The 25,399-nt window shown below is 71.0% G+C and carries 22 protein-coding genes; 2 read left to right on the plus strand and 20 right to left on the minus strand.

The genetic code is table 11. The annotated features are described in order from the left end of the window. Window positions 1-96: 96 nt before the first annotated feature. The 18 genes from BX283_RS10720 to pgsA form a co-directional block, all read right to left on the minus strand. The gene (locus BX283_RS10720) at window positions 97-1,248 is read right to left on the minus strand and encodes a caspase family protein (RefSeq protein ID WP_101387393.1); all 1,152 of its coding nucleotides are present in this window, start codon (window positions 1,246-1,248) and stop codon (window positions 97-99) included. Next, window positions 1,229-1,615 (minus strand): hypothetical protein, encoded by a 387-nt coding sequence (locus BX283_RS10725; RefSeq protein WP_101387394.1) that lies wholly within the window; start codon window positions 1,613-1,615, stop codon window positions 1,229-1,231. Before BX283_RS10725 ends, BX283_RS10720 begins: the two co-directional genes overlap by 20 nt. 10 nt (window positions 1,616-1,625) lie before the next feature. Beyond that, complete coding sequence (locus tag BX283_RS10730; RefSeq protein ID WP_101387395.1) at window positions 1,626-2,954, minus strand: serine/threonine-protein kinase; 1,329 nt, start codon at window positions 2,952-2,954, stop codon at window positions 1,626-1,628. Between the two features lie 92 nt (window positions 2,955-3,046). Next, entirely contained in the window at window positions 3,047-5,524 is a 2,478-nt protein-coding gene (locus tag BX283_RS10735; RefSeq protein ID WP_101387396.1) for a bifunctional (p)ppGpp synthetase/guanosine-3',5'-bis(diphosphate) 3'-pyrophosphohydrolase, read from the minus strand. Between the two features lie 195 nt (window positions 5,525-5,719). After that, entirely contained in the window at window positions 5,720-6,262 is a 543-nt protein-coding gene (locus BX283_RS10740) for an adenine phosphoribosyltransferase (RefSeq protein WP_101387397.1), read from the minus strand. Next, complete coding sequence (secF, locus tag BX283_RS10745; RefSeq protein ID WP_101387398.1) at window positions 6,259-7,353, minus strand: protein translocase subunit SecF; 1,095 nt, start codon at window positions 7,351-7,353, stop codon at window positions 6,259-6,261. Before secF ends, BX283_RS10740 begins: the two co-directional genes overlap by 4 nt. Before the next feature lies 1 nt (window position 7,354). Continuing rightward, window positions 7,355-9,118 carry a protein translocase subunit SecD gene (secD, locus tag BX283_RS10750; protein ID WP_101387399.1) on the minus strand — a complete coding sequence of 588 codons (1,764 nt, stop codon included), beginning with the start codon at window positions 9,116-9,118 and terminating at the stop codon, window positions 7,355-7,357. Window positions 9,119-9,262: 144 nt separating this feature from the next. Next, complete coding sequence (yajC, locus tag BX283_RS10755) at window positions 9,263-9,724, minus strand: preprotein translocase subunit YajC (protein WP_101387400.1); 462 nt, start codon at window positions 9,722-9,724, stop codon at window positions 9,263-9,265. A 169-nt stretch (window positions 9,725-9,893) separates the two neighbouring features. After that, the gene (ruvB, locus tag BX283_RS10760) at window positions 9,894-10,973 is read right to left on the minus strand and encodes a Holliday junction branch migration DNA helicase RuvB (protein WP_101387401.1); all 1,080 of its coding nucleotides are present in this window, start codon (window positions 10,971-10,973) and stop codon (window positions 9,894-9,896) included. Between the two features lie 25 nt (window positions 10,974-10,998). After that, entirely contained in the window at window positions 10,999-11,604 is a 606-nt protein-coding gene (ruvA, locus tag BX283_RS10765; protein WP_101387402.1) for a Holliday junction branch migration protein RuvA, read from the minus strand. After that, window positions 11,601-12,146, minus strand: coding sequence for a crossover junction endodeoxyribonuclease RuvC (gene ruvC / locus BX283_RS10770; protein ID WP_101387403.1), 546 nt, complete (start codon window positions 12,144-12,146; stop codon window positions 11,601-11,603). Before ruvC ends, ruvA begins: the two co-directional genes overlap by 4 nt. 119 nt (window positions 12,147-12,265) lie before the next feature. Further along, a complete protein-coding gene (locus BX283_RS10775; protein WP_101387404.1) occupies window positions 12,266-13,018 on the minus strand; it encodes a YebC/PmpR family DNA-binding transcriptional regulator in 753 nt (250 codons plus the stop codon). A gap of 62 nt (window positions 13,019-13,080) precedes the next feature. Beyond that, window positions 13,081-13,668, minus strand: coding sequence for a pyridoxal 5'-phosphate synthase glutaminase subunit PdxT (gene pdxT, locus BX283_RS10780; RefSeq protein ID WP_101387405.1), 588 nt, complete (start codon window positions 13,666-13,668; stop codon window positions 13,081-13,083). 19 nt (window positions 13,669-13,687) lie between these two features. Further along, window positions 13,688-14,602 carry a pyridoxal 5'-phosphate synthase lyase subunit PdxS gene (gene pdxS / locus BX283_RS10785; RefSeq protein ID WP_101387406.1) on the minus strand — a complete coding sequence of 305 codons (915 nt, stop codon included), beginning with the start codon at window positions 14,600-14,602 and terminating at the stop codon, window positions 13,688-13,690. A gap of 171 nt (window positions 14,603-14,773) precedes the next feature. Beyond that, on the minus strand, window positions 14,774-15,325 hold the full coding sequence (locus BX283_RS10790; RefSeq protein WP_101387407.1) for a hypothetical protein: 552 nt from the start codon (window positions 15,323-15,325) through the stop codon (window positions 14,774-14,776). Window positions 15,326-15,708: 383 nt separating this feature from the next. Next, the gene (locus tag BX283_RS10795; protein WP_101387408.1) at window positions 15,709-16,869 is read right to left on the minus strand and encodes a glycosyltransferase family 4 protein; all 1,161 of its coding nucleotides are present in this window, start codon (window positions 16,867-16,869) and stop codon (window positions 15,709-15,711) included. Continuing rightward, entirely contained in the window at window positions 16,866-17,762 is an 897-nt protein-coding gene (locus BX283_RS10800) for a phosphatidylinositol mannoside acyltransferase (protein ID WP_101387409.1), read from the minus strand. Before BX283_RS10800 ends, BX283_RS10795 begins: the two co-directional genes overlap by 4 nt. Continuing rightward, window positions 17,759-18,499, minus strand: a complete 741-nt coding sequence (gene pgsA, locus BX283_RS10805; RefSeq protein ID WP_101387410.1) for a phosphatidylinositol phosphate synthase — start codon at window positions 18,497-18,499, stop codon at window positions 17,759-17,761. Before pgsA ends, BX283_RS10800 begins: the two co-directional genes overlap by 4 nt. A gap of 202 nt (window positions 18,500-18,701) precedes the next feature. Between pgsA and BX283_RS10810 the strand changes: the two genes are divergently transcribed. Next, window positions 18,702-20,900, plus strand: coding sequence for an elongation factor G-like protein EF-G2 (locus BX283_RS10810; RefSeq protein WP_101387411.1), 2,199 nt, complete (start codon window positions 18,702-18,704; stop codon window positions 20,898-20,900). Window positions 20,901-21,084: 184 nt separating this feature from the next. Next, window positions 21,085-22,740, plus strand: coding sequence for a hypothetical protein (locus BX283_RS10815; protein ID WP_101392272.1), 1,656 nt, complete (start codon window positions 21,085-21,087; stop codon window positions 22,738-22,740). Between the two features lie 3 nt (window positions 22,741-22,743). On the opposite strand, the gene BX283_RS10820 is transcribed toward BX283_RS10815, so the two are convergent. Together BX283_RS10820 and thrS are read right to left on the minus strand one after the other, a co-directional pair. Further along, window positions 22,744-23,307 (minus strand): HIT domain-containing protein, encoded by a 564-nt coding sequence (locus tag BX283_RS10820; RefSeq protein ID WP_101387412.1) that lies wholly within the window; start codon window positions 23,305-23,307, stop codon window positions 22,744-22,746. A gap of 77 nt (window positions 23,308-23,384) precedes the next feature. Then, a complete protein-coding gene (gene thrS / locus BX283_RS10825) occupies window positions 23,385-25,361 on the minus strand; it encodes a threonine--tRNA ligase (RefSeq protein ID WP_101387413.1) in 1,977 nt (658 codons plus the stop codon). Window positions 25,362-25,399: the final 38 nt, after the last annotated feature.

The raw sequence follows: 25,399 nt of genomic DNA on the forward strand, positions 1-25,399 counted from the left end.
GTCGCCGCACCTGAAGGGGCCTCCCGTACGTGACGTACGGGAGGCCCCTTGCGTATGTGAGGCCCCTTCGTATGTGAGGCCCCTTCGTTGTGCCGCTCAGGCCGTGGCGCCGGGCTGGCGGGTGGCGCGCTCCAGGCTGTCCAGCGCGTGGCGCAGCACCTCGCAGGCCTGGCTGTGGTTGCCGGCGGTCTGGAGCAGTTCGGACAGCCGCCGGGAGACGGTGACGGCCTCCGGGCCGAACCGCTTGTGGGTCTGGTGGAAGGCGCTCTCCAGGACCTGGATGGCCTGCTGGTCCTGGCCGGTCTCGGTGAGCAGTTCGGCGAGCTCCAGGTGCACGGTGATGGTGTCGCCGTCGGCGTCGGGCACGCTGTTCTGGAGGATCATGCGGAGCACGGGCAGGGCGTCCCTGCTGCGGCCGACGGATCTGAGCAGTCGCGCCAGTTGGAGCCCGGAGGAGACCATCGCGGCCTCCACGTCGGCGTCGATGACCGGCCCGGCCGGGGCGTCGGGCGAGGCCTTGGCGCGGTTGCGCACCAGCGGGAGGCGGCCGACGTCGTTCTCCTGGCTGCGCTGCGGACGCGGCCGGTTGCGCGCGCCGAGCCGGGCGTCGACCGCGCGGAACAGCGTCTCCAGGTCCAGGGTGTCGGGTGCGTCCGGGAGTCCGTTGTCCAGGACGTGCAGCAGCTCGCCGGTGAAGGCGGTGTGCCGCTCGCCTTCCGGGGCGAGGGCGACGTGGTCCTTGGGCGAGGCGGTGAGCACATAGGCGCCCTGGATCCCGGCCTGTGCGGCCAGGGCGCCGGGGCTGCTGAGGGTGCGGGCGGCGCGCCCGCTGAAGCAGCAGTCGAGTACGACGATCTTGCGGCGGGCCGGGGAGGCGAGGATCGCGGCGCGCAGATGCCGGTATTCGACCGCCGTGTAGCCGGAGCTCTCGCGCGAGCCGGTGAGGGCGACGTAGAGGTCGGCGGAGTCGGAGTCGCGCAGGCCGTGGCCGCAGTAGTAGACGAACAGGGTGTCCTCGGCGCGCTCGCCCGCCGCGTACACGGGGTCGAGGAAGGCGGCCGGGGTCTCCGGGTCGGCGACCGTCAGGGTGTTCGCGCCCGGCAGCCCCCACACGGTCGGGTCCTGGAGGATCTTCGACAGGTCCGCGATGTTGGTCTCGACGGCCGGCAGCTGCGGCAGGTGCAGATAGCTGCTCGTGCCGATCAGGACGGCCGCCGAGGCGGAGGGGTCAGGCAGGCCCGCCGGCATCGCCCTGCTCCTCGTCCGTGTGCTCCCTCAGCAGCTCGGCGATCTCCCGTACGGTCCGGGCGTCCGCGCCGTCCACCTCGATCTCCCAGCCGTCCCTGCGCAGCGTGACCCGACGGGCGCCGCGCCGGCCCGCGCGCCACTGGTCGATGGCCAGGGAGAGCTGTGCGGCGGAGAGGCCGCCGCTCACACCGAGCGAGATGAGGTCGAGCAGGACGCCCAGGTGGTCGGGGCGGGCGGGCTCGGAGCTCGCGAGCACCCCGTGCACACCGCGTCCGATGTCGTCGTCCGCCTTGAGCCAGCGCAGCAGTGAGCGCAGCTCCTCCTCGGAGTCGGCTCCGCCGGTCACCCGGACCTCGATCTGCGTCACTGGGCCCTCATCACCTTTCGTCCGGAGGATGCGGTTCGGCGCCCGGGGCGAGCCGGGCGAGCTGCTGCTGGGTGAGGGCGCGGTGGGAAGCGGCGGACACGGTCGAGAACTTGGCGACCGCCTCCCCGGCGGCGCCGAGCCGGGCGAGGCAGACCCCCTGCCAGTAGGCGCAGGTGAGGGTGGCCGGGTGGTCGGGGCCGTGGATGGTGCGCCAGACCTCGGCGACCACGGCGAGGAGCTGCACGGCCTCTTCGAGGGAGCCCCGCAGGACGAGGTTGACCGCTTCGCGCTGGCGGGCCTCGGCGGCCTCGGGCGACATGGCCCGCAGGATCTGGCCGCGGGTGCCGCTGCTGAGGGCGAGCGGCTGGTCGGGCTGCGGCAGCTGCCACGGGGGCGCCTCCCGCGCCGCGGCCGCCGACGGCTCCCCGGTCACCGGGGGGACGTCGAACACGACCTCGGGGGGCGAGGCGAAGGACTCCAGGGCCCGTTCGCGAAGCTCCCCCGTGACGGCCGCCGCGACCAGTGCGTCGGCGTCCGCGGGGCAGCGCAGCAGGGCGATGACCGTCTGGGCGTCGGGCCGGTCGGCCGGATCCTTGCGCAGCAGCGCGTCGACCAGGTCCGCGAGGTCGTCCGGGATCCCTGGGCTGCCGTGCAGAGGCGGCGCCGGTTCCTGGGCGATGCGGAACATGACGGCGTGCATCGAATCCGCCGCGAACGGCGGAGCGCCGGTCAGCATCTCGTAGACGCAGCTGCCCAGGGCGTACATGTCGGACTGCCGTCCGGACGGCGCGCCCCTGACCTGCTCGGGCGCCATGTAGGCGGGCGTGCCGACGACGAGGCCGGACTGGGTGATCGCCGTGGAGTCGTGCTGCTGGGCGATGCCGAAGTCGTGCAGGGCCACCCGGCCCGTCCTGGTGAGCTGGATGTTGCTGGGCTTGACGTCCCGGTGCACCATGCCGGCCTCGTGCACGGCCGCGAGTGCCCGGCAGACCCCGGCGGCCACCGCCCGTACCGTCGCCTCGTCCTGCGGCCCGCGCTCCCGGAGCAGCTGCTGGAGACCGACCCCCTCCAGCAGCTCCATGACCAGGTAGGGGACGTCGTCCTGGACCCCCGCCTCGTACACGGTGACCACGTTGGGGTGGTCGATCCTGGCCAGCGCCCGCGCCTCCCGGGCGAACCGCGCGCCCGACTCCTCGGACAGGAGCGCGGAGCGGATGAGCTTGACGGCGACCCGGCGGTCGAGGGCCGTGTCCAGCGCCTCGTAGACCTCGCCCATGCCGCCGGCTCCCAGGCGCCGCAGCACCGCGAACCGCCCGCCGATCAAGGTTGGCTCCGCCATCTCACCCCCCGTTGCCGCCCGCCCCGATCATTCGCCCAACCCGGCCGTACCGCAAGCCGATTGGAGGATCCGGGCGGGCGCCCGCGAAAGGGTCAGGGCCTGCGCGCCGACGTCACCCGGTAGACGTCGTAGACGCCCTCCACTCCCCTGACCGCCTTCAGGACATGGCCGAGGTGCTTGGGGTCGCCCATCTCGAAGGTGAAGCGGGACGTGGCGACCCGGTCGCGGGACGTCTGGACGGCCGCCGACAGGATGTTGACGTGCTGGTCGGACAGGACGCGGGTGACGTCGGAGAGGAGCCGGGAGCGGTCGAGTGCCTCCACCTGGATGGCGACCAGGAAGACCGACGACTGGGTGGGCGCCCACTCGACTTCGAGGATCCGCTCCGGCTGCTGCGAGAGCGAGTCGACGTTGACGCAGTCCGCGCGGTGCACCGAGACGCCGCTGCCGCGCGTCACGAAGCCGATGATCGGGTCGCCGGGGACGGGCGTACAGCAGCGGGCCAGCTTGACCCACACGTCGTCGACGCCCTTGACCACCACGCCCGGGTCGGCGTTGGCGCGGCGCTTGCTGCGGCCGCGCGAGGGCGGCGCCGACTCGGCGATGTCCTCGTTGGCCGCCTCCTCGCCGCCGAGCGCCTGCACCAGCTTCTGCACGACGCCCTGCGCGGCCACATGGCCCTCGCCGATCGCCGCGTAGAGCGACGAGATGTCGGGGTAGCGCATCTCGTGCGCGAGGGTGACCAGGGAGTCGCCGGTCAGGATGCGCTGGATCGGCAGGTTCTGCTTGCGCATGGCGCGCGCGATGGCGTCCTTGCCCTGCTCGATCGCCTCGTCGCGGCGCTCCTTGGAGAACCAGCCGCGGATCTTGTTGCGGGCCCGCGGCGACTTGACGAAGCCCAGCCAGTCGCGCGAGGGTCCGGCGCCGGCCGCCTTGGAGGTGAAGACCTCCACCAGGTCGCCGTTGTCCAGGGTGGATTCGAGCGGCACGAGCCGTCCGTTGACGCGTGCGCCTATCGTGCGGTGGCCGACCTCGGTGTGCACCGCGTACGCGAAGTCCACCGGCGTGGCACCCGCCGGAAGCGCTATGACGTCGCCCTTGGGGGTGAAGACGAAGACCTCGTTGCGGGAGAGGTCGAAGCGCAGGGACTCCAGGAACTCGCTGGGGTCCTCGGTCTCCTTCTGCCAGTCGAGCAGCTGGCGCAGCCACGCCATGTCGTTGATGTGGTCGTCCTTGCCGGCCTTCTTCGGTACGTCGGTGCGCACCTTGGAGGCTCCGGCGACGGCCTCCTGCTTGTACTTCCAGTGCGCGGCGATGCCGTACTCGGCGCGCCGGTGCATGTCGAACGTACGGATCTGCAGCTCGACGGGCTTGCCGTTGGGGCCGATGACCGTCGTGTGCAGCGACTGGTACATGTTGAACTTGGGCATCGCGATGTAGTCCTTGAACCGCCCCGGAACCGGGTTCCAGCGGGCGTGGACCGTGCCCAGCGCCGCGTAGCAGTCGCGGACCGTGTCCACCAGGACGCGGATGCCCACCAGGTCGTAGATCTCCGCGAAGTCACGGCCGCGGACGATCATTTTCTGGTAGACGCTGTAGTAGTGCTTGGGGCGGCCGGTGACGGTGGCCTTGATCCGGGCCGCGCGCAGGTCGGACTGGACCTCGTCGGTCACTATGGCCAGGTACTCGTCGCGCTTGGGCGCCCGCTCGGCGACCAGCCGGACGATCTCGTCGTACATCTTGGGGTAGAGGATCGCGAAGGCGAGGTCCTCCAGCTCCCACTTGATGGTGTTCATGCCCAGGCGGTGGGCCAGCGGAGCGTAGATCTCCAGGGTCTCGCGGGCCTTCTTCTCCTGCTTCTCCCGCTTGAGGTAGCGCATGGTGCGCATGTTGTGCAGGCGGTCGGCGAGCTTGATGACCAGGACGCGCGGGTCCTTGGCCATGGCGACGACCATCTTGCGCACGGTCTCGGCCTGCGCGGCGTCGCCGAACTGGACCCGGTCGAGCTTGGTGACGCCGTCGACGAGCAGGGCGACCTGGTCGCCGAAGTCGCGGCGCAGGGTGTCCAGGCCGTACTCGGTGTCCTCGACGGTGTCGTGGAGCAGCCCGGCCATCAGGGTCGCCGGGTCCATGCCCAGCTCGGCCAGGATGGTGGTGACGGCGAGCGGATGCGTGATGTACGGGTCGCCGCTCTTGCGCTTCTGGCCGCGGTGCCAGCGCTCGGCGACCTGGTAGGCCTTCTCGACCTGGCGCAGCGTGGCGGTCTCGATCTTCGGGTCGTTGCTGCGCACTATCCGCAGCAGCGGCTCCAGGACCGGGTTGTACGCGGAGGAGCGCTGCACACCGAGGCGGGCGAGCCGGGCGCGGACGCGGTTGGAGGAGCCGGCCGAGCGGGACACCGGGCTCGCGGGGGCCGTGGGCTTGGGGGCCGGGGCCGCGGCGAGGGGCCGCTGGGGCGTGGGGGGCTTGGGCTCCGCCACCGGCTGCTGGGGCGCGGCGGGGGCCGCCGTGGCCTGCTCGGCCTGCTGGTCGGGCCGCTCGGCGGAGAGTGGCTGGGCCTCGTCTGGCAAGAGCGCTCCTCTGGGGGTCCCCCCGGACCGAGTCTGGGGGAGGATCCGGGTCCCCCGGTCAGGCCCGGAGAGCCCATGGTATCGATCCTGGGCGGCCGGTTCGTGTCGGGCGGGTGTGACGGGCTGTACCCAGTGAACGCGGAAGACGGGCGCCGGATTCCTCCGACGCCCGCCTTACGGGGTTTACCGCCCTGGTCAGAGCGTGATGAGTGCCTCCAGCGGGGCCCCGCGCAAGGCGGGTTCCAGCCGGTTGCGCCCGGCCAGGAAGCCGAGCTCCATCAGGACCGCCACTCCGGCCACCTCGGCCCCGGCCCGCCGGATCAGCTCCAGGGAGGCCTCGGCCGTGCCGCCGGTCGCGAGGACGTCGTCGATGACCATGACGCGGTCGCCCGCGGCCAGGTCCTCGGCGTGCACCTCGATCTCCGCCGTGCCGTACTCCAGCTCGTACGCCTGCGAGAGCGTCGCTCCGGGGAGCTTGCCCGCCTTGCGCACGGGGATGAAGCCGATTCCGGCGCGGACCGCGACGGGGGCCGCCAGGATGAAGCCGCGCGCCTCCAGACCGACGATCTTCGTCGCCCCGTGCCGTACGCACAGCTCGGCGAGGGCGTCGGTCAGGGCCGTGAACGCCAGCGGGTCCGCGAGCAGCGGCGTGATGTCCTTGAACAGCACGCCCGGCTTCGGGTAGTCCGGTACGTCACGGATGCGGCTGAGCAGCAGCTCCTGGGTGGAGACCGTCATCGGCGCTTCCCCCGGTTGTTGCGGGACGGCTGGCGGCGCTGGCCGACGACCGCGCCGGCGGTCTCGGCCTCGGCCTCGTCCTGCGGCTCGGCGTCCTGCGGCTCGCCCGTCTCGCCCTTGGCAGCGGCGGCGGCCCGCTTGGCGAGCACCCGCTTCTTGAGGGCCTTCATCTGCGGGTCGCGCTCCTTGAGGTCCGCGACCAGCGGGGTGGCGATGAAGATCGAGGAGTACGCACCGGCCGCGAGGCCGACGAACAGCGACAGCGAGATGTCGTTCAGCATGCCGGCGCCGAGGACGCCGCCACCGATGAACAGCAGGCCCGCCACCGGGAGCAGCGCGACGACCGTGGTGTTGATGGAACGCACCAGGGTGCCGTTGAGGCTCTTGTTCGCCATCTCGCTGTAGGTGAGCCTGGTCTGCTTGGTGAGGCCCCGCTGGCCCTCCTTGAGACCGTCGAAGACGACGACGGTGTCGTAGAGGGAGTAACCGAGGATGGTCAGCAGACCGATCACGGTGCCCGGGGTGACCTCGAAGCCGACCAGCGCGTAGACGCCGACGGTGATCGTGATGTCGTGGATCAGCGCGACCAGGGCCGCGAGCGCCATACGCCACTCGAAGGCGATCGCCAGATAGATCACCACGAGGATCATGAACACGATCAGACCGGTCCACGCCTTGTTGGCGATCTGGTCGCCCCAGCTGGGACCGACGAGGTCGGCGTTGATGTCCTCGGCCGGGACCTTGAGCTCCCTGGAGAGCTCGGTCTTGATCGAGTCCGACTTGTTGGTGTCGATCCCGCTGATCTGGATGCGCAGGCCCTTGTTGCCGAGCTTCTGCACGATCGCGTCGTGGCCGGAGGCCTTCTCCGCGACCTCCTCCGCGTGGGCGACCGAGGCGCTGGTCTTCGGGGTGGTGAAGACGGCACCGCCCTCGAACTCGATGCCCATCGTCAGACCCCGCACCGCCAGGCCCACGATGGCCGTGATGGTGATCAGGATCGAGATGCCGTACCAGATCTTCCGCTTGCCGACGAAGTCGTAGCCGACCTCACCGCGGTAGAGCCGGGCGCCGAGATGACCGAGTCGCGACATCTCACGCCTCCTTCGGGTCGGTGGGGGCGGACGAGGTGCGGCGGGAGCGGCGCAGCGGCGGCTTGGCACCGAGGCGCTGCGGGTCCAGACCGGACCACGAGTGGCCGCTGGCGAAGAACTTCTTGCGCGCCAGGAGCGTCATCACCGGCTTGGTGAACAGGAACACCACGACGATGTCGAGCAGGGTGGTCAGACCCAGCGTGAACGCGAAGCCCTGGACCTTGCCGACGGTCACGATGAACAGCACCGCGGCGGCGAGGAACGACACGAAGTCGGAGACCATGATCGTGCGCCGCGCGCGGGGCCAGGCCCGCTCGACGGCCGGACGCAGCGTGCGGCCCTCGCGGATCTCGTCCCGGATCCGTTCGAAGTACACGATGAACGAGTCCGCGGTGATACCGATGGCGACGATGGCGCCGCAGACCGCGGGCAGGTTCAGCGCGAAGTTGATGGCCGGGCCGAGCAGCGCCATGATCACGTACGTGAGGATCGCGGAGACCACGAGGCTCAGGATCGCGACCAGCGCCAGACCCCGGTAGTAGAGCACCAGGTAGATGATGACCAGCGCCAGACCGATGGCACCGGCGATCAGACCGGCGTGCAGCTGGTCGGCGCCGAGGGCCGCGGTGACGGTGGTGACGCTCTGCTCCTCGAAGGAGAGCGGCAGGGCGCCGTAGGACAGCACGTTCGCCAGGTCGGTGGCGGAGCGCTGGTTGAAGCTGCCGGAGATCTCGGCGCTGCCGCTGAGCGTCTGGCTCACCGACGGGGCCGAGACGACCTGGCCGTCCAGGGCGATGGCGAACTGGTTCTGCGGGGACTGCTGCTTCGACAGCTTGCCGGTGATCGACTGGAACTTCTTCGAGCCCTTGCCCGTGAAGTCCATCTGGACGATCCACATGCCGCGCTGCTGGTCGATGACCGCCTTGGCCTTCTTGACGTCCGTACCCTCGATCTCGGCCGGGCCGAGGATGTACTTGGCGTCACCCGTCTGGCTGCAGGCCGCGATCGTGTCGGTGGCCTTGCTGCCGAAGGCGGCCTTGGCGCGGGACTCCTTGGTGGAGCAGTCGAGCGACTCGAAGTCCTTCTGGAGCTTGGCGACGGCGGCCGCGTCGTTGGCCGGCGGGGGCGTGGTGCCCGGCGTCGTCCCCGGCTTCGGGGTGGTCGGCGGCGTGGTCTTCGGGGACGGCTTGCCGTCCGCCTTCAGACCGTCGGTGAGCGCGCGGCCCTGCGGCGTCGCCTTCGAGCTCGGCTTGTCCGACGGCGTCGAGGACGGCTTGTTCTTGTCGCCGTTCTTGTCCGCGCCCTTGCTGGCCGAGGGGCTCGGCGTGGTGCTGGGGGCGGGCTTCGTCGGGGTACCGGCGGCGACCGTCAGGACGGGCCGGAAGTAGAGCTTGGCGGTGGTGCCGACCTGCTGGCGGGCCTGCTCCGAGTTCGTCCCCTTGGGGATGTTGACGATGATGTTGCGATCGCCCTGGGTCTGGACCTCGGCCTCGGAGACACCCAGGCCATTGACACGGCGGTTCATGATCGAGACCGCGGTGTCCATGTTGGCCTTGTTGATCGCCTTCTCCTGGCCGGGCTCGGCCTTCGCCTTGAGCGTGATGCTCGTACCGCCGGCGAGGTCGATGCCCAGGCGCGGCGTCGTGTGCCCGGAGGCGAACATGCCGCCCGCGAGGGCCACCATGGCGATCAGGAACAGGACCAGGGTGCGCCCCGGCCTGCCCTGGGCCCCCGCCGGCCTTCGGCCCTTCTTCGGTGCTGCCACCTTGTCGTTTCTCCCTGTCCAACCGCCCGCGCCGGGTGTGCGCCTGGGCGGCCACGAAGTGTTGTGGGGACGTCCCCCGTGGAAGTCGTCACCCTCGGCGGGACCGGCGGGCGCGGATGCGCGCCCAGCGGTCCCGGAGAGTGGTTACTTCGCGTCCGACTCGCCGTCTGCCTTGCCGTCCTTGGGCGCGGCGGCGTCGTCCGCCTCGTCCTTCTTGCCCAGGTCGATCTTGTCCGCCGGGGCGGCCTCGGCCGCGTCGTCGGCGGTCTCGGTCAGCGACGAGGCGTCGTCCGGCACGGCCGGGAGGTCGGACGTCTCGCCCGAGTCGCCGTGCACGATGCGGTTGTACTCCTCGTCGGAGAGGACCGCGCCGATCGCGTTCTTCGCGTAGACGGCGTGGACGCCCGGCGCCACCTCCAGAAGGACCGTGTCGTCGCCGAGCTCCTTCACGGTGGCGTACATACCGCCGATGGTGCGGACGCCGGTGCCGGGCTGCATCTCCTCGCGCATCGAGGCGGCCTGCTGCTGCTTCCTCTTCGCCGAGCGGGTCATGAGGAACATGGCCCCGATGAGGACGATGAAGGGGAGAAGGGTCACGAGACTCACGGGACGAACTTCCTTCGCACGACCGCGCAAGGAGTGCGGCCTGATCTGGGGGTGGGTATGCCGACCTGTAAATGTAAGGGCGGCATCGGCGGAGTCTAAGCGAGTCCGCACAGCTGGAACAACGCCCAGCATCCCACCGGGGTTCCTCCCCGCGCACCCACCCGCGCCGTCACGGCCCGAAGAGCCCCTGTTGTCCGCTTCCCGAGACGCCGCCCTGGCCCTGCTGGGGCGGGACCAGGCCCAGGTGCGCCCAGGCGGCGGGGGTGGCGACGCGCCCGCGCGGGGTCCGCGCGAGCAGGCCTTCCCTGACGAGGAAGGGCTCGGCCACCTCCTCGACGGTCTCGCGCTCCTCCCCCACCGCGACCGCCAGCGTGGACAGGCCGACCGGGCCGCCGCCGAACAGTTTCAGCAAGGCCTGGAGCACCGCCCGGTCCAGCCGGTCCAGACCCCGGCCGTCCACCTCGTACACCCCCAGGGCCTTCGCGGCGATCTCCTGGGTGATCACGCCGTCGGCCTTGACCTGCGCGTAGTCCCTGACGCGGCGCAGCAGCCGGTTGGCGATACGGGGCGTGCCGCGCGAGCGGCCGGCGATCTCGGCCGCGCCCGCCGGGTCGATCTCCACGTCGAGCAGACGGGCCGAGCGGTGGATCACCCGCTCCAGCTCGGCGGGCTCGTAGAACTCCATGTGCCCGGTGAAGCCGAAGCGGTCGCGCAGCGGGGGCGGCAGCAGCCCCGCGCGCGTGGTGGCGCCGACCAGGGTGAACGGGGGCAGCTCCAGCGGGATGGCGGTGGCGCCGGGGCCCTTGCCGACGATCACGTCGACCCGGAAGTCCTCCATCGCCATGTAGAGCATCTCCTCGGCGGGCCGCGACATCCGGTGGATCTCGTCGAGGAAGAGGACTTCACCCTCCTGGAGGGAGGAGAGGATCGCGGCGAGGTCGCCCGCGTGCTGGATCGCCGGGCCGCTGGTGATCCGGATGGGGGCGCCCATCTCGGCCGCGATGATCATCGAGAGCGTGGTCTTGCCGAGGCCGGGGGCGCCCGAGAGCAGCACGTGGTCGGCGGTGGCGCCGCGCGCCCGGGCCGCCCGCAGCACCAGGTCGAGCTGCTCGCGGACCTTCTCCTGGCCGACGAACTCCTCCAGGTCCTTGGGGCGCAGGGCGGCCTCCACGGCCTGGTCCTCGCCGTCGGCCACCGAGTCGACCAGCCTCGGGTCGGTGGCGTCGGCTCCGGTCTCGTCCCAGTTCATCAGTGTCGTTCTCGTCTCGGCTCGGTCAGCGGGCGCGGTTGAGGGTCTGCAGCGCGGCCTTCAGGAGCGCTCCGATGTTCGGGTTCCCGTCGGTCTCGGCCTGCGGGGCGACGGCGGCGACCGCCTCGTCGGCCTCCCGGGTCGCGTAGCCGAGGCCGATCAGGGCGGCGTGCAGCTGGTCGCGCCAGCCCGCCGTGACAGGGGCGCCGACGGCCGGGGCGCTGCCGACGGGCGCGCCGAGCCGGTCCTTCAGCTCGATGAGGAGCTTCTGGGCGCCCTTCTTTCCGATGCCGGGGACGGCGGTCAGCGCCTTCTCGTCGCCGGAGGCGAAGGCCCGGCGCAGCGCGTCCGGCGTGTGCACCGAGAGCACCGCCTGGGCGAGCCGGGGGCCCACCCCGTTGGCGGTCTGGAGCAGCTCGAAGACCTGCTTCTCGTCGTCGTCCGCGAAGCCGTACAGCGTCAGGGAGTCCTCGCGCACCACCAACGACGTGGCGAGCTTGGCCTGTTGGCCGATGCGCAGACCGGCCAGTGTGTTCGGGGTGCACTGGAGGGCCATGCCGACGCCGCCGACCTCGACCACCGCGGTGTCGGGGGCGAGGGCGGCGACCGGGCCGCTGACGAAGGCGATCATCGCGTGACCTTCTTTACGGAGAGGTGGGCACGGCGGGCCTGCTCGTGCGCCTGTTGCAGGCGGTTCACGGCGGGGGCGCGCCAGATGTGGCAGATGGCGAGGGCCAGCGCGTCCGCCGCGTCGGCCGGTCTGGGCGGGGCGTCGAGCCGGAGGAGCCGGGTCACCATCGCGCCGACCTGGGCCTTGTCGGCCCGGCCGCTGCCGGTGACGGCGGCCTTGACCTCGCTGGGGGTGTGCAGGGCGACCGGGATGCCGCGGCGGGACGCGCAGAGCATGGCGACGGCGCTGGCCTGGGCGGTGCCCATCACCGTACGCACGTTGTGCTGGCTGAACACCCGCTCCACGGCGACGAATTCGGGCCGGTGCTCGTCCAGCCACGCTTCTATGCCCTGCTCGATGGCGACCAGGCGGTGGCCCAACTCGGCGTCCGCGGGCGTCCGGACGACACCGACGCCCAGCATGGTGAGCGGCCGGCCCGCGACCCCCTCGACGACGCCCACGCCACACCGCGTCAGCCCGGGGTCCACTCCGAGTACGCGCACGGCCCCTCCCCTCGGTGATCTTCGACTTCCTGCCAGGCTATCCGCTGCCACTGACAACAGCGGCGGGCCGGTGGGACGTGTCCCATCGGCCCGCCGGAACTGCGCGGCAAGCGGCAGCGTTACGCGTCGACCTTCTCCATGACCTCGTCGGAGACGTCGAAGTTGGCGAAGACGTTCTGCACGTCGTCGCTGTCCTCCAGCGCGTCGATCAGCTTGAAGATCTTGCGCGCGCCCTCCTCGTCCAGCTCGACCTGCATGGTCGGGACGAAGCTGGAGTCGGCCGAGTCGTAGTCGATGCCCGCCTCCTGGAGCGCGGTACGGACCGCGACCAGGTCGGTGGCCTCGCTGATGATCTCGAAGGTGTCACCGTTGTCGTTGACCTCTTCGGCACCGGCGTCCAGGACCGCGCCGAGCACGTCGTCCTCGGTGAGCTCCGCCTTGGGCAGGATGATGACGCCCTTGCGGTTGAAGAGGTACGAGACGGAGCCCGGGTCGGCCATGTTGCCGCCGTTGCGGGTCATGGCGACGCGGACGTCCGAGGCGGCACGGTTGCGGTTGTCGGTGAGGCACTCGATGAGCACCGCGACACCGTTCGGGCCGTAGCCCTCGTACATGATCGTCTCGTAGTCGGCGCCGCCCGCCTCGAGACCGGCACCGCGCTTGAGCGCGGAGTCGATGTTCTTGTTGGGCACCGACTGCTTCTTGGCCTTCTGCACGGCGTCGAAGAGCGTCGGGTTGCCGTCGATGTCCGCGCCGCCGGTGCGCGCCGCGACCTCGATGTTCTTGATCAGCTTCGCGAAGAGTTTGCCGCGCTTGGCGTCGATCACGGCCTTCTTGTGCTTCGTCGTAGCCCATTTAGAGTGGCCGGACATCTGCCTGTCTCCTTCGCGTAACCAATTCTGCGTCGTTCGCCAGAGATCCTACCGGGAGCGGGTCACCCGGCGTCGCGCACCATGTCCACGAAGAGCGCGTGCATCCGGTGGTCGCCGGTCAGCTCGGGGTGGAACGAGGTCGCGAGGGCGTTGCCCTGGCGCACCGCGACGATGTGGCCGCCGTGCTCGGCGAGGACCTCGGTCTGCGCGCCGACCGACTCCACCCAGGGTGCCCGGATGAAGACGCCCTCGACGGGGCCGACTCCGGTGACCTCCACGGTGGCCTCGAACGACTCGTTCTGCCGTCCGAAGGCGTTGCGGCGCACGATCATGTCGATGCCGCCGATCGTCTCCTGGCCCGAGCGCGGGTCGAGGATCTTGTCGGCGAGCATGATCAGGCCGGCGCAGGTGCCGTAGACGGGCATGCCGTCGGCCACGCGCGCGCGAAGCGGCTCCATCAGCCCGAAGAGGACCGCGAGCTTGGAGATGGTGGTGGACTCGCCGCCGGGGATGACCAGGCCGTCCACCTCGGCGAGCTCCTCGGGGCGCCGGACCGGCCTGGCCACGGCGTCCGCCGCGGCCAGGGCGATCAGGTGCTCCCGTACGTCGCCCTGGAGGGCCAGGACGCCTATGACGGGTGTGCTGCTCATGTCCTTCGGTACCTGTGCCTTACCAGCCGCGGTTGGCGTAGCGCTCGGCCTCGGGGAGGGTGTCGCAGTTGATGCCGACCATGGCCTCGCCCAGGTTGCGGGACGCGTCCGCGATGATCTTCGGGTCGTCGTAGAAGGTGGTGGCCTTCACGATGGCGGCGGCGCGCTTGGCCGGGTCGCCCGACTTGAAGATGCCGGAGCCGACGAAGACGCCCTCGGCGCCGAGCTGGCGCATCAGCGCGGCGTCGGCGGGGGTGGCCACACCACCGGCGGAGAACAGCACCACGGGGAGCTTGCCGAGCTCGGCGACCTCCTTGACCAGCTCGTACGGGGCGCGCAGGTCCTTGGCGGCGGCGAACAGCTCGTTGTTGTCGAAGCCGCGCAGCTTGGCGATCTCGTTCTTGATCTGGCGCAGGTGGCGGACGGCCTCGACGACGTTGCCGGTGCCGGCCTCGCCCTTGGAGCGGATCATGGCCGCGCCCTCGGCGATGCGGCGCAGGGCCTCGCCCAGGTTGGTGGCGCCGCAGACGAAGGGGGTCGTGAAGGCCCACTTGTCGGAGTGGTTGACCTCGTCGGCCGGGGTGAGGACCTCGGACTCGTCGATGTAGTCGACACCGAGGGACTGGAGCACCTGGGCCTCGACGAAGTGGCCGATGCGGGACTTGGCCATGACCGGGATGGAGACGGCCTCGATGATCTCTTCGATCATGTTGGGGTCCGACATGCGCGCCACGCCGCCGTCCTTGCGGATGTCGGCGGGCACCCGCTCCAGGGCCATGACGGCCACGGCGCCGGCGTCCTCGGCGATCTTCGCCTGCTCGGCGTTGACCACGTCCATGATCACGCCGCCCTTGAGCTGCTCGGCCATGCCGCGCTTCACGCGCGCGGTGCCGGTCTCGGGGTTCTGGGCGCTGGTGGGCAGGGTGCTGGACACGGGACCTCGCTGGTGAAGAAGGGGTTCTCTACTGCCTCAGAGGGTCGCCGGGCGGACCAGTCCACTGCAAGGGCCAATGTGGAGGCGGTGGATCGTTTTGCCGGGCGGTTTGGCTGGCCGTGTGGCTGGCCGTTCTGGCCGGTGGGCGCCTTGGCAGGCGGTCCCTGGCGGTTACGGCAGTGAGCCCGGGCGGTCCGCCAGCGCGGCCGGGGGCTCGTCGTCCATCTCGAAGGCGAGGGGGAACGGGGCGTGCCCGGCCAGCCGGAACCAGCGGACCTTGCGGTGCCTGCGCAGGGCGCGGGCTGCGCGTACGGCGTCGTTGTGGAAGCGGCGGGCCATCGGGACGCGGCGTACGGCCTGGGCCAGCTCCTCCGCCGCGTCCACGCCGCCGGGGGCCTCGCGGACCGCGTCCACCTGGGCGGGCTCGCCGAAGACGGCCCGCAGCGCCTGGCTGAGCTCGCTCTCGGCGACCTCCCGTTGCTCCTCCTCGGCCTGGCGTGCCGCGTGCGCCGCCTCGTACAGGACGATGGACGCGGCGGGGTCCAGGACTCCGGAGGTGGCCAGTTCCTGGGTGACCGAGGCGCGGCGCAGCAGCTGGGCGTCGAGGGCGGCGCGGGCGGCGTCGATACGGGCGTGCAGGCGGTCGAGGCGGCCGGCGGTCCAGCTGAGGTACAGGCCGATCGCTACGAGGGCGATGGCGGTCCAGATGAGGGTTGCGGTCACGGGCGGCAAGGCTACCGGGCCCTCCGGGGGGCTGGGGGGGGTGGAGACGGGGTGCCCGGGGCTATGGCCCCGGACCCCGCTTGGGGCTTCGCCCCTTATTGCCCGGTGCTTGTCTGCGGGCCGGTGGTGGGCTGGTCGCGCAGTTCCCCGCGCCCCTTAACGGGCCGGTGCTTGTGTGCGGGTTGTGGTGGGTTGCTCGCGCCGTTCCCCGCGCCCCTTAAGCCGTCTTCGTCTGCGGACCGTGGTCGGTTGCTCGCGCCGTTCCCCGCGCCCCTTAAGCGCCCCTGCGGGGCGCCCAGGGGATTGCCGCGCAGCGGCATTTTCAGGGGCGCGGGGAACTGCGCGACCAGCCCACCACCGGGCCGCAGACGAACTCCGGGCCCTCAGTCCCTCGCCAAGCCGAATCTCGCCCTGAACCCGGGGCGTTCGTCCGCTGCCACCGAGGCCGCGCCGTCCGTCACCGTTTCGTAGACCGCGAGGATGTCCGCGCCTACCGTCGACCAGTCGAAGCGGCGCACATGGGCTGAGCCGCGGGCGCTGAGTTCGGCTCGGCGGGACGGGTCGGAGAGGAGAGCCAGGGCCGAGCGCGCCAGCGCGTCCGCGTCCTCGTTGGCGAAGAGTTCGCCCGCGCCGCCCTGGTCCAGGACCTGCGCGAACGCGTCCAGGTCGCTCGCCAGGACCGCCGCCCCGGCCGACAGGGCCTCGACGAGGATGATGCCGAAGCTCTCGCCGCCGGTGTTGGGCGCCACGTACACGTCGACGCTGCTCAGGAAGCGCGCCTTGTCCTCGTCGCTCACCATGCCCAGGAACTCCACCCGGGAGCGCAGCTCCGGAGGGAGGGACGCCACGGCTTCCTGTTCGTCGCCCCTGCCCGCCACCAGCAGGCGGGTCTGCGGGCGCTCGGCCAGGATCTTCGGCAGCGCCTTCATCAGGACCGGCAGGCCCTTCCTCGGCTCGTCGATGCGCCCTATGAAGCCGAGCGTGTCGCCCTGCCACTGCGGCTTGGGCTCCGCCTTGGCGAAGAAGTCGACGTCGACGCCGTTGGGGATCACCACCGCGTCGCCGCCGAGGTGCTCGACCAGCGTGCGCCGCGCGTACTCGCTCACCGCGATCCGCGCGCTGATCTTCTCCAGGGCGGGCTGGAGGATCGGGTACGCCGCGATCATCGCCCGCGAGCGCGGGTTGGAGGTGTGGAACGTCGCCACGATCGGGCCCTGCGCCGCCCAGCAGCTCAGCAGGCCCAGGGACGGCGAGGCGGGCTCATGGATGTGGATCACGTCGAACGTGCCCTCGTGCAGCCACCGCCGCACCCGGGCCGCCGAGAGGAAGCCGAAGTTGAGCCGGGCCACCGAGCCGTTGTAGGGCACCGGCACCGCCCGGCCCGCCGAGACCACGTACGGCGGGAGCGGCGTCTCGTCGTCGGCCGGGGCCAGGACGGAGACCTCGTGGCCGCGCCGGATCAGATGCTCGGCCAGGTCCCTGATGTGGAACTGGACGCCGCCGGGGACGTCCCAGGAGTACGGGCAGACGATGCCGATCCTCACGCCCGGCGCTCCTCAAGGTCGGCGAGCCACAGTCGCTGCAGCATGTGCCAGTCCTCCGGGTGTTCGGCGATTCCGGTGGCGAAGGCGTCCGCCAGCGCCTGGGTCATCACGGAGGTCTTCTCCGCGCGCGTGCCCGTCTCCGGCACGTCGATCGGCGGGTGCACCCTGCCCTGCATGACGGCCGACTCGTCGTACCAGAGCGTCACGGGCAGCAGCAGCGCGCCCGTCTGCTGGGCCAGCAGGGCCGGACCGGCGGGCATCCGCGCGGTGTCCCCGAAGAACTTCACCTCGACGCCGGAGGCCGACAGGTCGCGGTCGGCGACCAGGCAGACCAGGCCGCCGTCGCGCAGCCGCCGGGCCAGCGTGCCGAAGGCCGAGCCGCCGGTGTGCGGCAGGACCTCCATGCCCAGGCTCTCGCGGTAGGCGACGAACCGGTCGTACAGCGTCTCCGGCTTGAGCCGCTCGGCGACCGTGGTGAACGGGGTGTCCAGCTTGGTGGTGACCCAGGCGCCCGCCAGGTCGTAGTTGCCCATGTGCGGCAGCGCCAGGACCACGCCCCGGCCGGAGGCGAGGCCGTCGACCAGGTAGTGCACGTCCTGCGGCTCGAAACCGGTCTTCATCCGGTCCTTGCTCCAGGCGGGCAGCCGGAACGACTCCATCCAGTACCGCATGTACGAGCGCATTCCGGCCTTGGACAGCTCGGCCAGGCGCTGCGGGGAGGCGTCGGGCACCACGCGCGCGAGGTTGGACTCCAGCCGCAGCACGCTCTTGCCGCGCCGCTTCCACACCGTGTCCGCGATCCGCCGGCCCAGGCCCGTGGCCATCGGCTCGGGGAGCTTCTTGACGGTGGCCCAGCCCAGTCCGTACAGCGTGTCCGTCAGCCGTTCCCTCATGAGGCCGCCTCGCCGGCCGCGGCGGCGGCGTCGGCCTCCGCGGCCTCGCGGCGCACCGTCACCACCCGCTGGACCAGGGTGATCAGGCTGCCCACGGCCACGATCCACAGCGCGATCGGCAGCAGGATCTGGATGCCCGGCACGCCGAACTTGTGCAGTCCCGCCAGACCGGCCGCGACCAGCGAGATCACCAGGCGCTCGGCCCGCTCGATCAGGCCGTTGACGGCGACCGGCAGTCCGATCGACTCGCCGCGCGCCTTGGTGTACGAGACGACCTGGCCGCTGGCGAGGCAGAAGATCGCGACCGCGCACAGCACGTTGTCGTCGCCGTTGCCCGCGTACCAGAGGGCGAAGCCGCCGAAGATCGCGCCGTCCGCGACGCGGTCGAGCGTCGAGTCGAGGAACGCGCCCCAGCGGCTGGAGATCCCGGCCTGGCGGGCCATGTTGCCGTCGACCAGGTCGGAGAAGACGAACGAGGTGATGACGATCGTGCCCCAGAAGAACTCGCCCCGGGGGAAGAAGACCAGCGCCCCCGCCATCACTCCGGCCGTGCCGAGCAGGGTCACGGCATCCGGGCTCACCCCCCGGCGGAGCAGAAACGCGGCGAACGGCGTGAGGACACGCGTGAAGAATGCACGCGCGTACTTGTTCAGCATGGCCTTCCCGACGGTCGGTGTGGCCGCGCGGCCCTGCTGGCCACCGGCTGGCCCATCGTAGCCAGGCCCGGGGGCCTCCATCGCCGCGCACCCTTCCCGGCCCGCGTTCCCGTACGACGTATGGACGCACAGTGACCGGAGTGGAACGCTGGAAAGACCGCGGGCACGCGAAGCCGCCTCCGCCGGGGACCGCCCGGGCCGGGGGCTGGGGGAGGATTCCGCGCGGCCGCGCCCTTTCACCACCTCACCGTGCAAGAAACGGAAGCCATACGGGAGGAACGGCATGGGCGACAAGGCGAGTGCACATCCCGGAGCCGCCGGCAGGGCAGCTACGGCCGACCACCCCTCATCCGTACGGAATGTGGTGCTGGTCGGCCACAGCGGATCCGGGAAGACGACATTGGTGGAAGCGCTCGCGCTGACGGCGGGAGCCGTCAACCGCGCGGGCCGGGTCGAGGACGGCGGGACCGTCTCCGACTACGACGAGATCGAACACCGGCAGCAACGCTCGGTCCAGCTGTCGCTGGTCCCCGTGGAGTGGGGCGGCTGCAAGATCAATATCCTGGATACCCCCGGATACGCCGACTTCGTCGGGGAACTCAGGGCCGGTCTGCGAGCGGCGGACGCGGCCCTTTTCGTCGTCTCCGCCTCGGACGGCGTGGACGGCGCGACCCGGATGGTGTGGGACGAGTGCGCGGCCGTGGGCATGCCGCGGGCCATCGTGGTCACCCACCTGGAGGCGGCCCGCGCCGACTTCGCCGAGATGACCCGGGTGTGCGCCGAGGCGTTCGGCGGCGACGACCCCGACGCCGTACTGCCGCTCTACCTGCCGCTGCACGGACCCGAGGGACCGGACGGCCACGCGCCCGTCACCGGCCTGATCGGGCTCCTCTCGCAGCGCGTCTACGACTACGCGTCCGGCGAGCGCAAGGAGGCCGAGCCCGGACCCGAGCAGCTCCCGCTCGTCGAGGAGGCCCGCAACCGGCTGATCGAGGGGATCATCGCCGAGAGCGAGGACGAGACCCTCATGGACCGCTATCTCGCCGGCGAGGAGATCGACGTCAAGACCCTCGTCGACGACCTGGAGCGGGCGGTCGCGCGCGGCACCTTCCACCCGGTCCTGGCGGCCGCCCCCGCCGCCGAGGGCGCCCGCCAGGGCATCGGCACCGTCGAGCTCCTGGAGCTCGTCACGGGCGGCTTCCCGACCCCGCTGGAGCGCACCGCGCCCGACGTGACGACCCCGCAGGGCTCCGCGCGCCCCACCCCGGTCTGCGCCCCCGACGGCCCGCTGGTCGCCGAAGTGATCAAGACCTCGTCCGACCCCTACGTGGGCCGGGTCAGCCTGGTCCGCGTCTTCTCCGGCACCCTGCACCCCGACGAGACCGTCCACGTCTCCGGCCACGGCATGACCGACCGGGGCCACGAGGACCACGATGTCGACGAGCGGATCGGCGCCCTCTCCTCGCCCTTCGGCAAGCAGCAGCGCACCCTGAGCTCCTGCATCGCGGGCGACATCGCCTGTGTGGCCAAGCTGACCCGCGCCGAGACCGGGGACACCCTCTCCGGCAAGGACGACCCGCTGCTCATGGCGCCCTGGGACATGCCCGACCCACTGCTCCCGCTGGCCATCGAGGCCCACAGCAAGGCGGACGAGGACAAGCTCTCGCAGGGCCTCTCCCGGCTCGTCGCCGAGGACCCGACCATGCGCCTGGAGCAGAACCCGCACACCCACCAGCTGGTCCTGTGGTGCCTGGGCGAGGCCCACAAGGACGTGGCCCTGGAGCGGCTGCGCAGCAGGTACGGAGTCCAGGTCGACGTCGTCCCGTACAAGGTGTCGCTGCGCGAGACCTTCGGCGACACCGCCACCGGGCGCGGCCGGCACGTCAAGCAGTCCGGCGGCCACGGCCAGTACGCGATCTGCGAGATCGAGGTGGCGCCGCTGCCGCCCGGATCCGGCATCGAGTTCGTCGACAAGGTGGTGGGCGGCGCGGTGCCGCGCCAGTTCATCCCCTCGGTCGAGAAGGGCGTACGCGCCCAGGCCGCCAAGGGCGTCGCCGCGGGCTACCCGCTCGTCGACGTACGGATCACGCTCCTGGACGGCAAGGCCCACTCGGTGGACTCCTCGGACGCCGCCTTCCAGACCGCCGGGGCGCTCGCCCTGCGGGAGGCCGCCGCCGACGCCCGCATCCACCTCCTGGAACCCGTCGCCGAGCTCCAGGTGCTGGTCCCCGACGACTATGTGGGCCCGGTCATGAGCGATCTGTCCGGCCGCCGGGGCCGCGTCGTCGGGACCGAGCAGGCGGGCCCGGGGCGCACCCTGGTGCGGGCCGAGGTGCCCGAGATCGAGATCGGGCGGTACGCGGTGGACCTGCGCTCCGTCTCGCACGGCACCGGACGGTTCGACCGCAGCTACGCCCGGCACGAGCCGATGCCTCCGCAACTGGCCGAGAGGATCCGGGATCAGGTGGAAAATACCGCTTAGGTACGGTACTTGACGGATCGTCGGAAACGCCGCCCGCCCAACCCCCTTGCGGCGGGCGGCATTCCGATGCGCCGTGTACCAGGGGCACCGACCCCGATACGCTGTGTCCCTGCTCAGCAGGTGTGCGGGGAACGGCAGTCGGGAAGAGGCCGCAGAGCGACAGCGTGCGGCGATGGGGGCGGCAGTGGCGGACGAACCATTCGACTTCTCACCCGGGGCCCAGGTCCCGCTCCAGGGCGCGGCGGGCCAGACGGCCGCGACCCAGGCGCTGGCCTCGGCCGCCTACCGGGACAGCCTGGTCGCCGACATACTCAAGGCCAACAACGAGTGGCACGAGTCGACGGTCACCAAACCCCGGCTGTCCCTCTTCGAGCCGAACCTCGGTGAGGCCTTCTCCCGCGCCGTGCAGTCCCGCATGCTCGGCGCCACCCGCAAGGCGCTCATCCAGTCCTTCGGCACCGAACCGCAGACGGTCGTCGAGCACTGCCTCGCCGCGATCCGCATCCGCAAGGAGCGCGACGCCAGGCTCACCCTGGTCACCGGCGTCTTCGGCGTGCTCTTCCTGCCCGGACTGCTGCTGTGGCTCGGCCTCTTCCAGCTGCGCCGCACGCTGGCCGGCGCCAAGGACCGCCGCGTCGGGGCGCTGGGCAACCTGCTGCTCGTCGCGTTCGCCGTGCTCGCCGTGATCGCCCTGGTCAAGCTGCCCTTCGGCGGCTTCCTCGCGATCTATCTGCGGGCCATGCTGGTGATGCCCGTGCTCGGCTGGTTCTGGGCCAAGCAGATCTGCGAGTCCACCGCCAAGGACCTGCGGGCCCGCTGGAGCGGCCTCCTCAGCGGCGGCGGAGTCGGCGCCCGGATCCCCGAGGCCGTACCGAAGAACCCGCACGAGACGGCCGCCGAGCAGCTGCGCCAGAACCTCGCCAAGCTCACCGCCGAGCAGCACAGCAACGCCGTCTTCTACGCCGGCCCCAAGGGCATACTCGGCATGGGCACCCGCTGGGGCAGCTGGCAGCTCGCCGAGGAGCTCGTCCCCAAGGAGCCGGGCAAGGAGATCCACGGCTTCCGCAGCTGGGACGTCATAAGGTCCATTCAGGACCGCCTCCAGCTGCTCGAACGCGGCCCCCTGCACACCGGCGGCTTCCCCAGGCCCTCGGTCAACAACTGGGTCGTCTCCCCCGTCGGCGAGAACGCCAAGGAGGTCGCCCGGCCCACCGGCCAGGACGTCGACAACTTCCAGGTGCGCCAGCACGAGGTCCAGCGCATCTGCAACGAGCAGCAGTTCTCCAGCGGCAACCGCCACTACCTGGGCGTGCAGTTCACCCTCTGGGACGGCCAGCTGGTGATCACCATGATGATCACCGTGACCGTGCTCCACGAGACCCTGCGCATCGAGGTCACCGGACACGCCCTGGGCCCGGTGCACGCCCTGTTCACCACCAAGCCCAGCCCCAAGACCAAGTCGGTCGACAAGACCTTCAAGTTCTGGGAGAAGAAGGAGATACAGCTCCCGCTGGTCGAGCCGCGCGAGGTCGTCCGCCTCGCCGCCCGCGCCCCGCTCACCTGGTACCCGCCGCTCCTGGACCACCTCGGCGGCAAGCTGGTGCTGCCCGAGCCGTTCGGCCTGCGGCACGCCTGGGCCGACAAGCCCTGGCGCCACCGCTTCATGGCCGACGACGCGATGCGCGCGGCCACGCCCGTCCTGCGCGTGGTGCACGCCGCCGCGATGAAGGTGCTGGACGAGCACGGCGTGGACATCGAGCGCTTCAACAACCGCTCGATGATGCTCAGCGGCATGGTCCAGGACCCGGCGCCGCGGAGGGCGGACTCGTACGACGCGTGAACCTCAGCCCCTGGGCGGCCACGCCTCCGCGAGCATCTTGCGGGTGTCGCCCAGGAGTTGGGGCAGGATCTTGGTGTGGCCGACGACCGGCATGAAGTTGGTGTCGCCGCCCCAGCGGGGCACGATGTGCTGGTGCAGATGGGCGGCGATACCGGCCCCGGCCACGGTGCCCTGGTTCATGCCGATGTTGAAGCCGTGCGCCCCGGACGCGGTCCGCAGGGCCGTCATGGCCTGCTTGGTGAGCTCCGCGAGCTCCAGCGTCTCGGCGGCGTCCAGGTCCGTGTAGTCGGCGACGTGCCGGTAGGGCACGACCATGAGGTGGCCGCCGTTGTACGGGTAGAGGTTGAGCACCGCGTACACATGCTCGCCGCGGGCCACGATCAGCCCGTCCTCGTCGGATTTGGCCGGGATGGAGCAGAAGGGGCAGCCGTCGCCCGCACCCGGGCCGGTCGGCTTGTTCTCACCCTGGATGTAGGCCATCCGGTGGGGCGTCCACAGGCGCTGAAAGGCGTCCTGGACACCCACCCCGATCTGCTGTTCCGGCTCACTCGTCATGCTGTGCAGCATATGACTTCACGTGCGGGGACGAGGAGCGGCCCCCGGGGAGCAGGGCTTCCCGGGGGCCGCGTCGGGCGGTGAGGGCGTCAGACCTGCGCCCGCTCCTCGACGACCTTGAGCAGCTTGGCCAGCGCCTCGTCGCGCGCGATGCCGTTCTCCTGCGAACCGTCGCGGTAGCGGAACGAGACCGTGCCGGCCGCCATGTCCTCGTCGCCGACGATGATCATGAACGGCACCTTGAGCTTCTGGTGGTTCCTGATCTTCTTCTGCATCCGGTCCGAGGACGCGTCCACCTCGACCCGCAGGCCCTTCTTCTTCGCCTCGGCGGCGAACTCCCGCAGGTACTCGACATGCGCGTCGCCGATCGGGATGCCGACCGCCTGGACCGGGGCCAGCCACGGCGGCATGGCGCCCGCGTAGTGCTCCAGGAGCACCGCGAAGAACCGCTCGATGGAGCCGAACAGCGCGCGGTGGATCATGACCGGGCGCTGCTTCGAGCCGTCCGGGCCGGTGTACTCCAGGTCGAAGCGCTCCGGCAGGTTGAAGTCCAGCTGCACGGTCGACATCTGCCAGGTGCGGCCGATGGCGTCCTTGCACTGCACGGAGATCTTCGGGCCGTAGAACGCGGCGCCGCCCGGGTCCGGGACCAGCGGGAGGCCCTGCTTCTCGGCCACCTGCCGCAGGGTCTCGGTGGCCTCCTCCCAGATCTCGTCCGAGCCGACGAACTTCTCCGGGTCCTTGGTGGAGAGCTCCAGGTAGAAGTCGGTCAGACCGTAGTCGCGCAGCAGGTTCAGGACGAAGGTGAGCGTCTTGTCGAGCTCCTCCGCCATCTGCTCCTTGGTGCAGTAGATGTGCGCGTCGTCCTGGGTGAAGCCGCGGGCCCGGGTCAGGCCGTGCACGACGCCCGACTTCTCGTACCGGTAGACGGTTCCGAATTCGAACAACCTCAACGGCAGCTCGCGGTACGAACGCCCGCGCGCGTCGAAGATCAGGTTGTGCATCGGGCAGTTCATGGGCTTCAGGTAGTAGTCCACGCCCTCGTCGAGCTGCATGGGCGGGTACATGCCGTCGGCGTACCAGTCCAGGTGGCCCGACTGCTCGAAGAGCTTTCCCTTCGTCGCGTGCGGGGTGTAGACGAACTCGTAGCCCTCCTCCTCGTGGCGGCGCCGCGAGTAGTCCTCCATGACCCGGCGGATGATGCCGCCCTTGGGGTGGAAGACGGCGAGGCCGGAGCCGATCTGCTCCGGGATGGAGAACAGGTCCAGCTCGCTGCCGAGCTTGCGGTGGTCGCGCTTCTCGGCCTCGGCCAGGAAGTCGAGGTGCGCCTTCAGCTCGTCCTTGGAGGGCCAGGCGGTGCCGTAGATGCGCTGGAGCATCGGGTTCTTCTCGCTGCCCCGCCAGTACGCGGCCGCGTTCCGCATCAGCTTGAACGCCGGGATGTTCCGGGTGGTCGGCAGGTGCGGACCCCGGCAGAGGTCCTTCCAGCACAGGTCGCCGGTCTTGGCGTCCAGGTTGTCGTAGATGGTCAGCTCGCCGCCGCCCACCTCGACGTCCGCGCCGTCGTCGCTCGACGCGGAGCCCTTGATGCCGATGAGCTCCAGCTTGTAGGGCTCGTCCGCGAGCTCCTCGCGGGCGGCCTCGTCGGTGACGACGCGGCGCGAGAAGCGCTGGCCGCGCTTCTGGATCTCCTGCATCTTCTTCTCGATGGCTTTGAGGTCCTCCGGGGTGAAGGGCCTCTCGACGTCGAAGTCGTAGTAGAAGCCGTCCCGGACCGGCGGGCCGATGCCCAGCTTGGCCTCGGGGAAGAGCTCCTGGACGGCCTGGGCCATCACATGCGCGGTGGAGTGGCGCAGGATGTCGAGGCCGTCCTCGGAGGAGATCTCGACGGGCTCGACCTCCTCGCCGTCCTTCACCTCGTACGCGAGGTCCTTCAGCTCACCGGCCACGCGGGCCGCGACGACGGTGCGCTCACCGGTGAAGAGCTCGGCAGCCGTAGTGCCCGTCGTCACCACGCGCTCTTCCCGCTCGGAATCGCGTTGGATGATCACACGGACGTCTGACACCGGTCTCTCCTGACTGAAGGGGTACGCACGCTCGTAAC

This window comes from Streptomyces sp. TLI_146, from assembly GCF_002846415.1.
Taxonomy (GTDB): domain Bacteria; phylum Actinomycetota; class Actinomycetes; order Streptomycetales; family Streptomycetaceae; genus Streptomyces.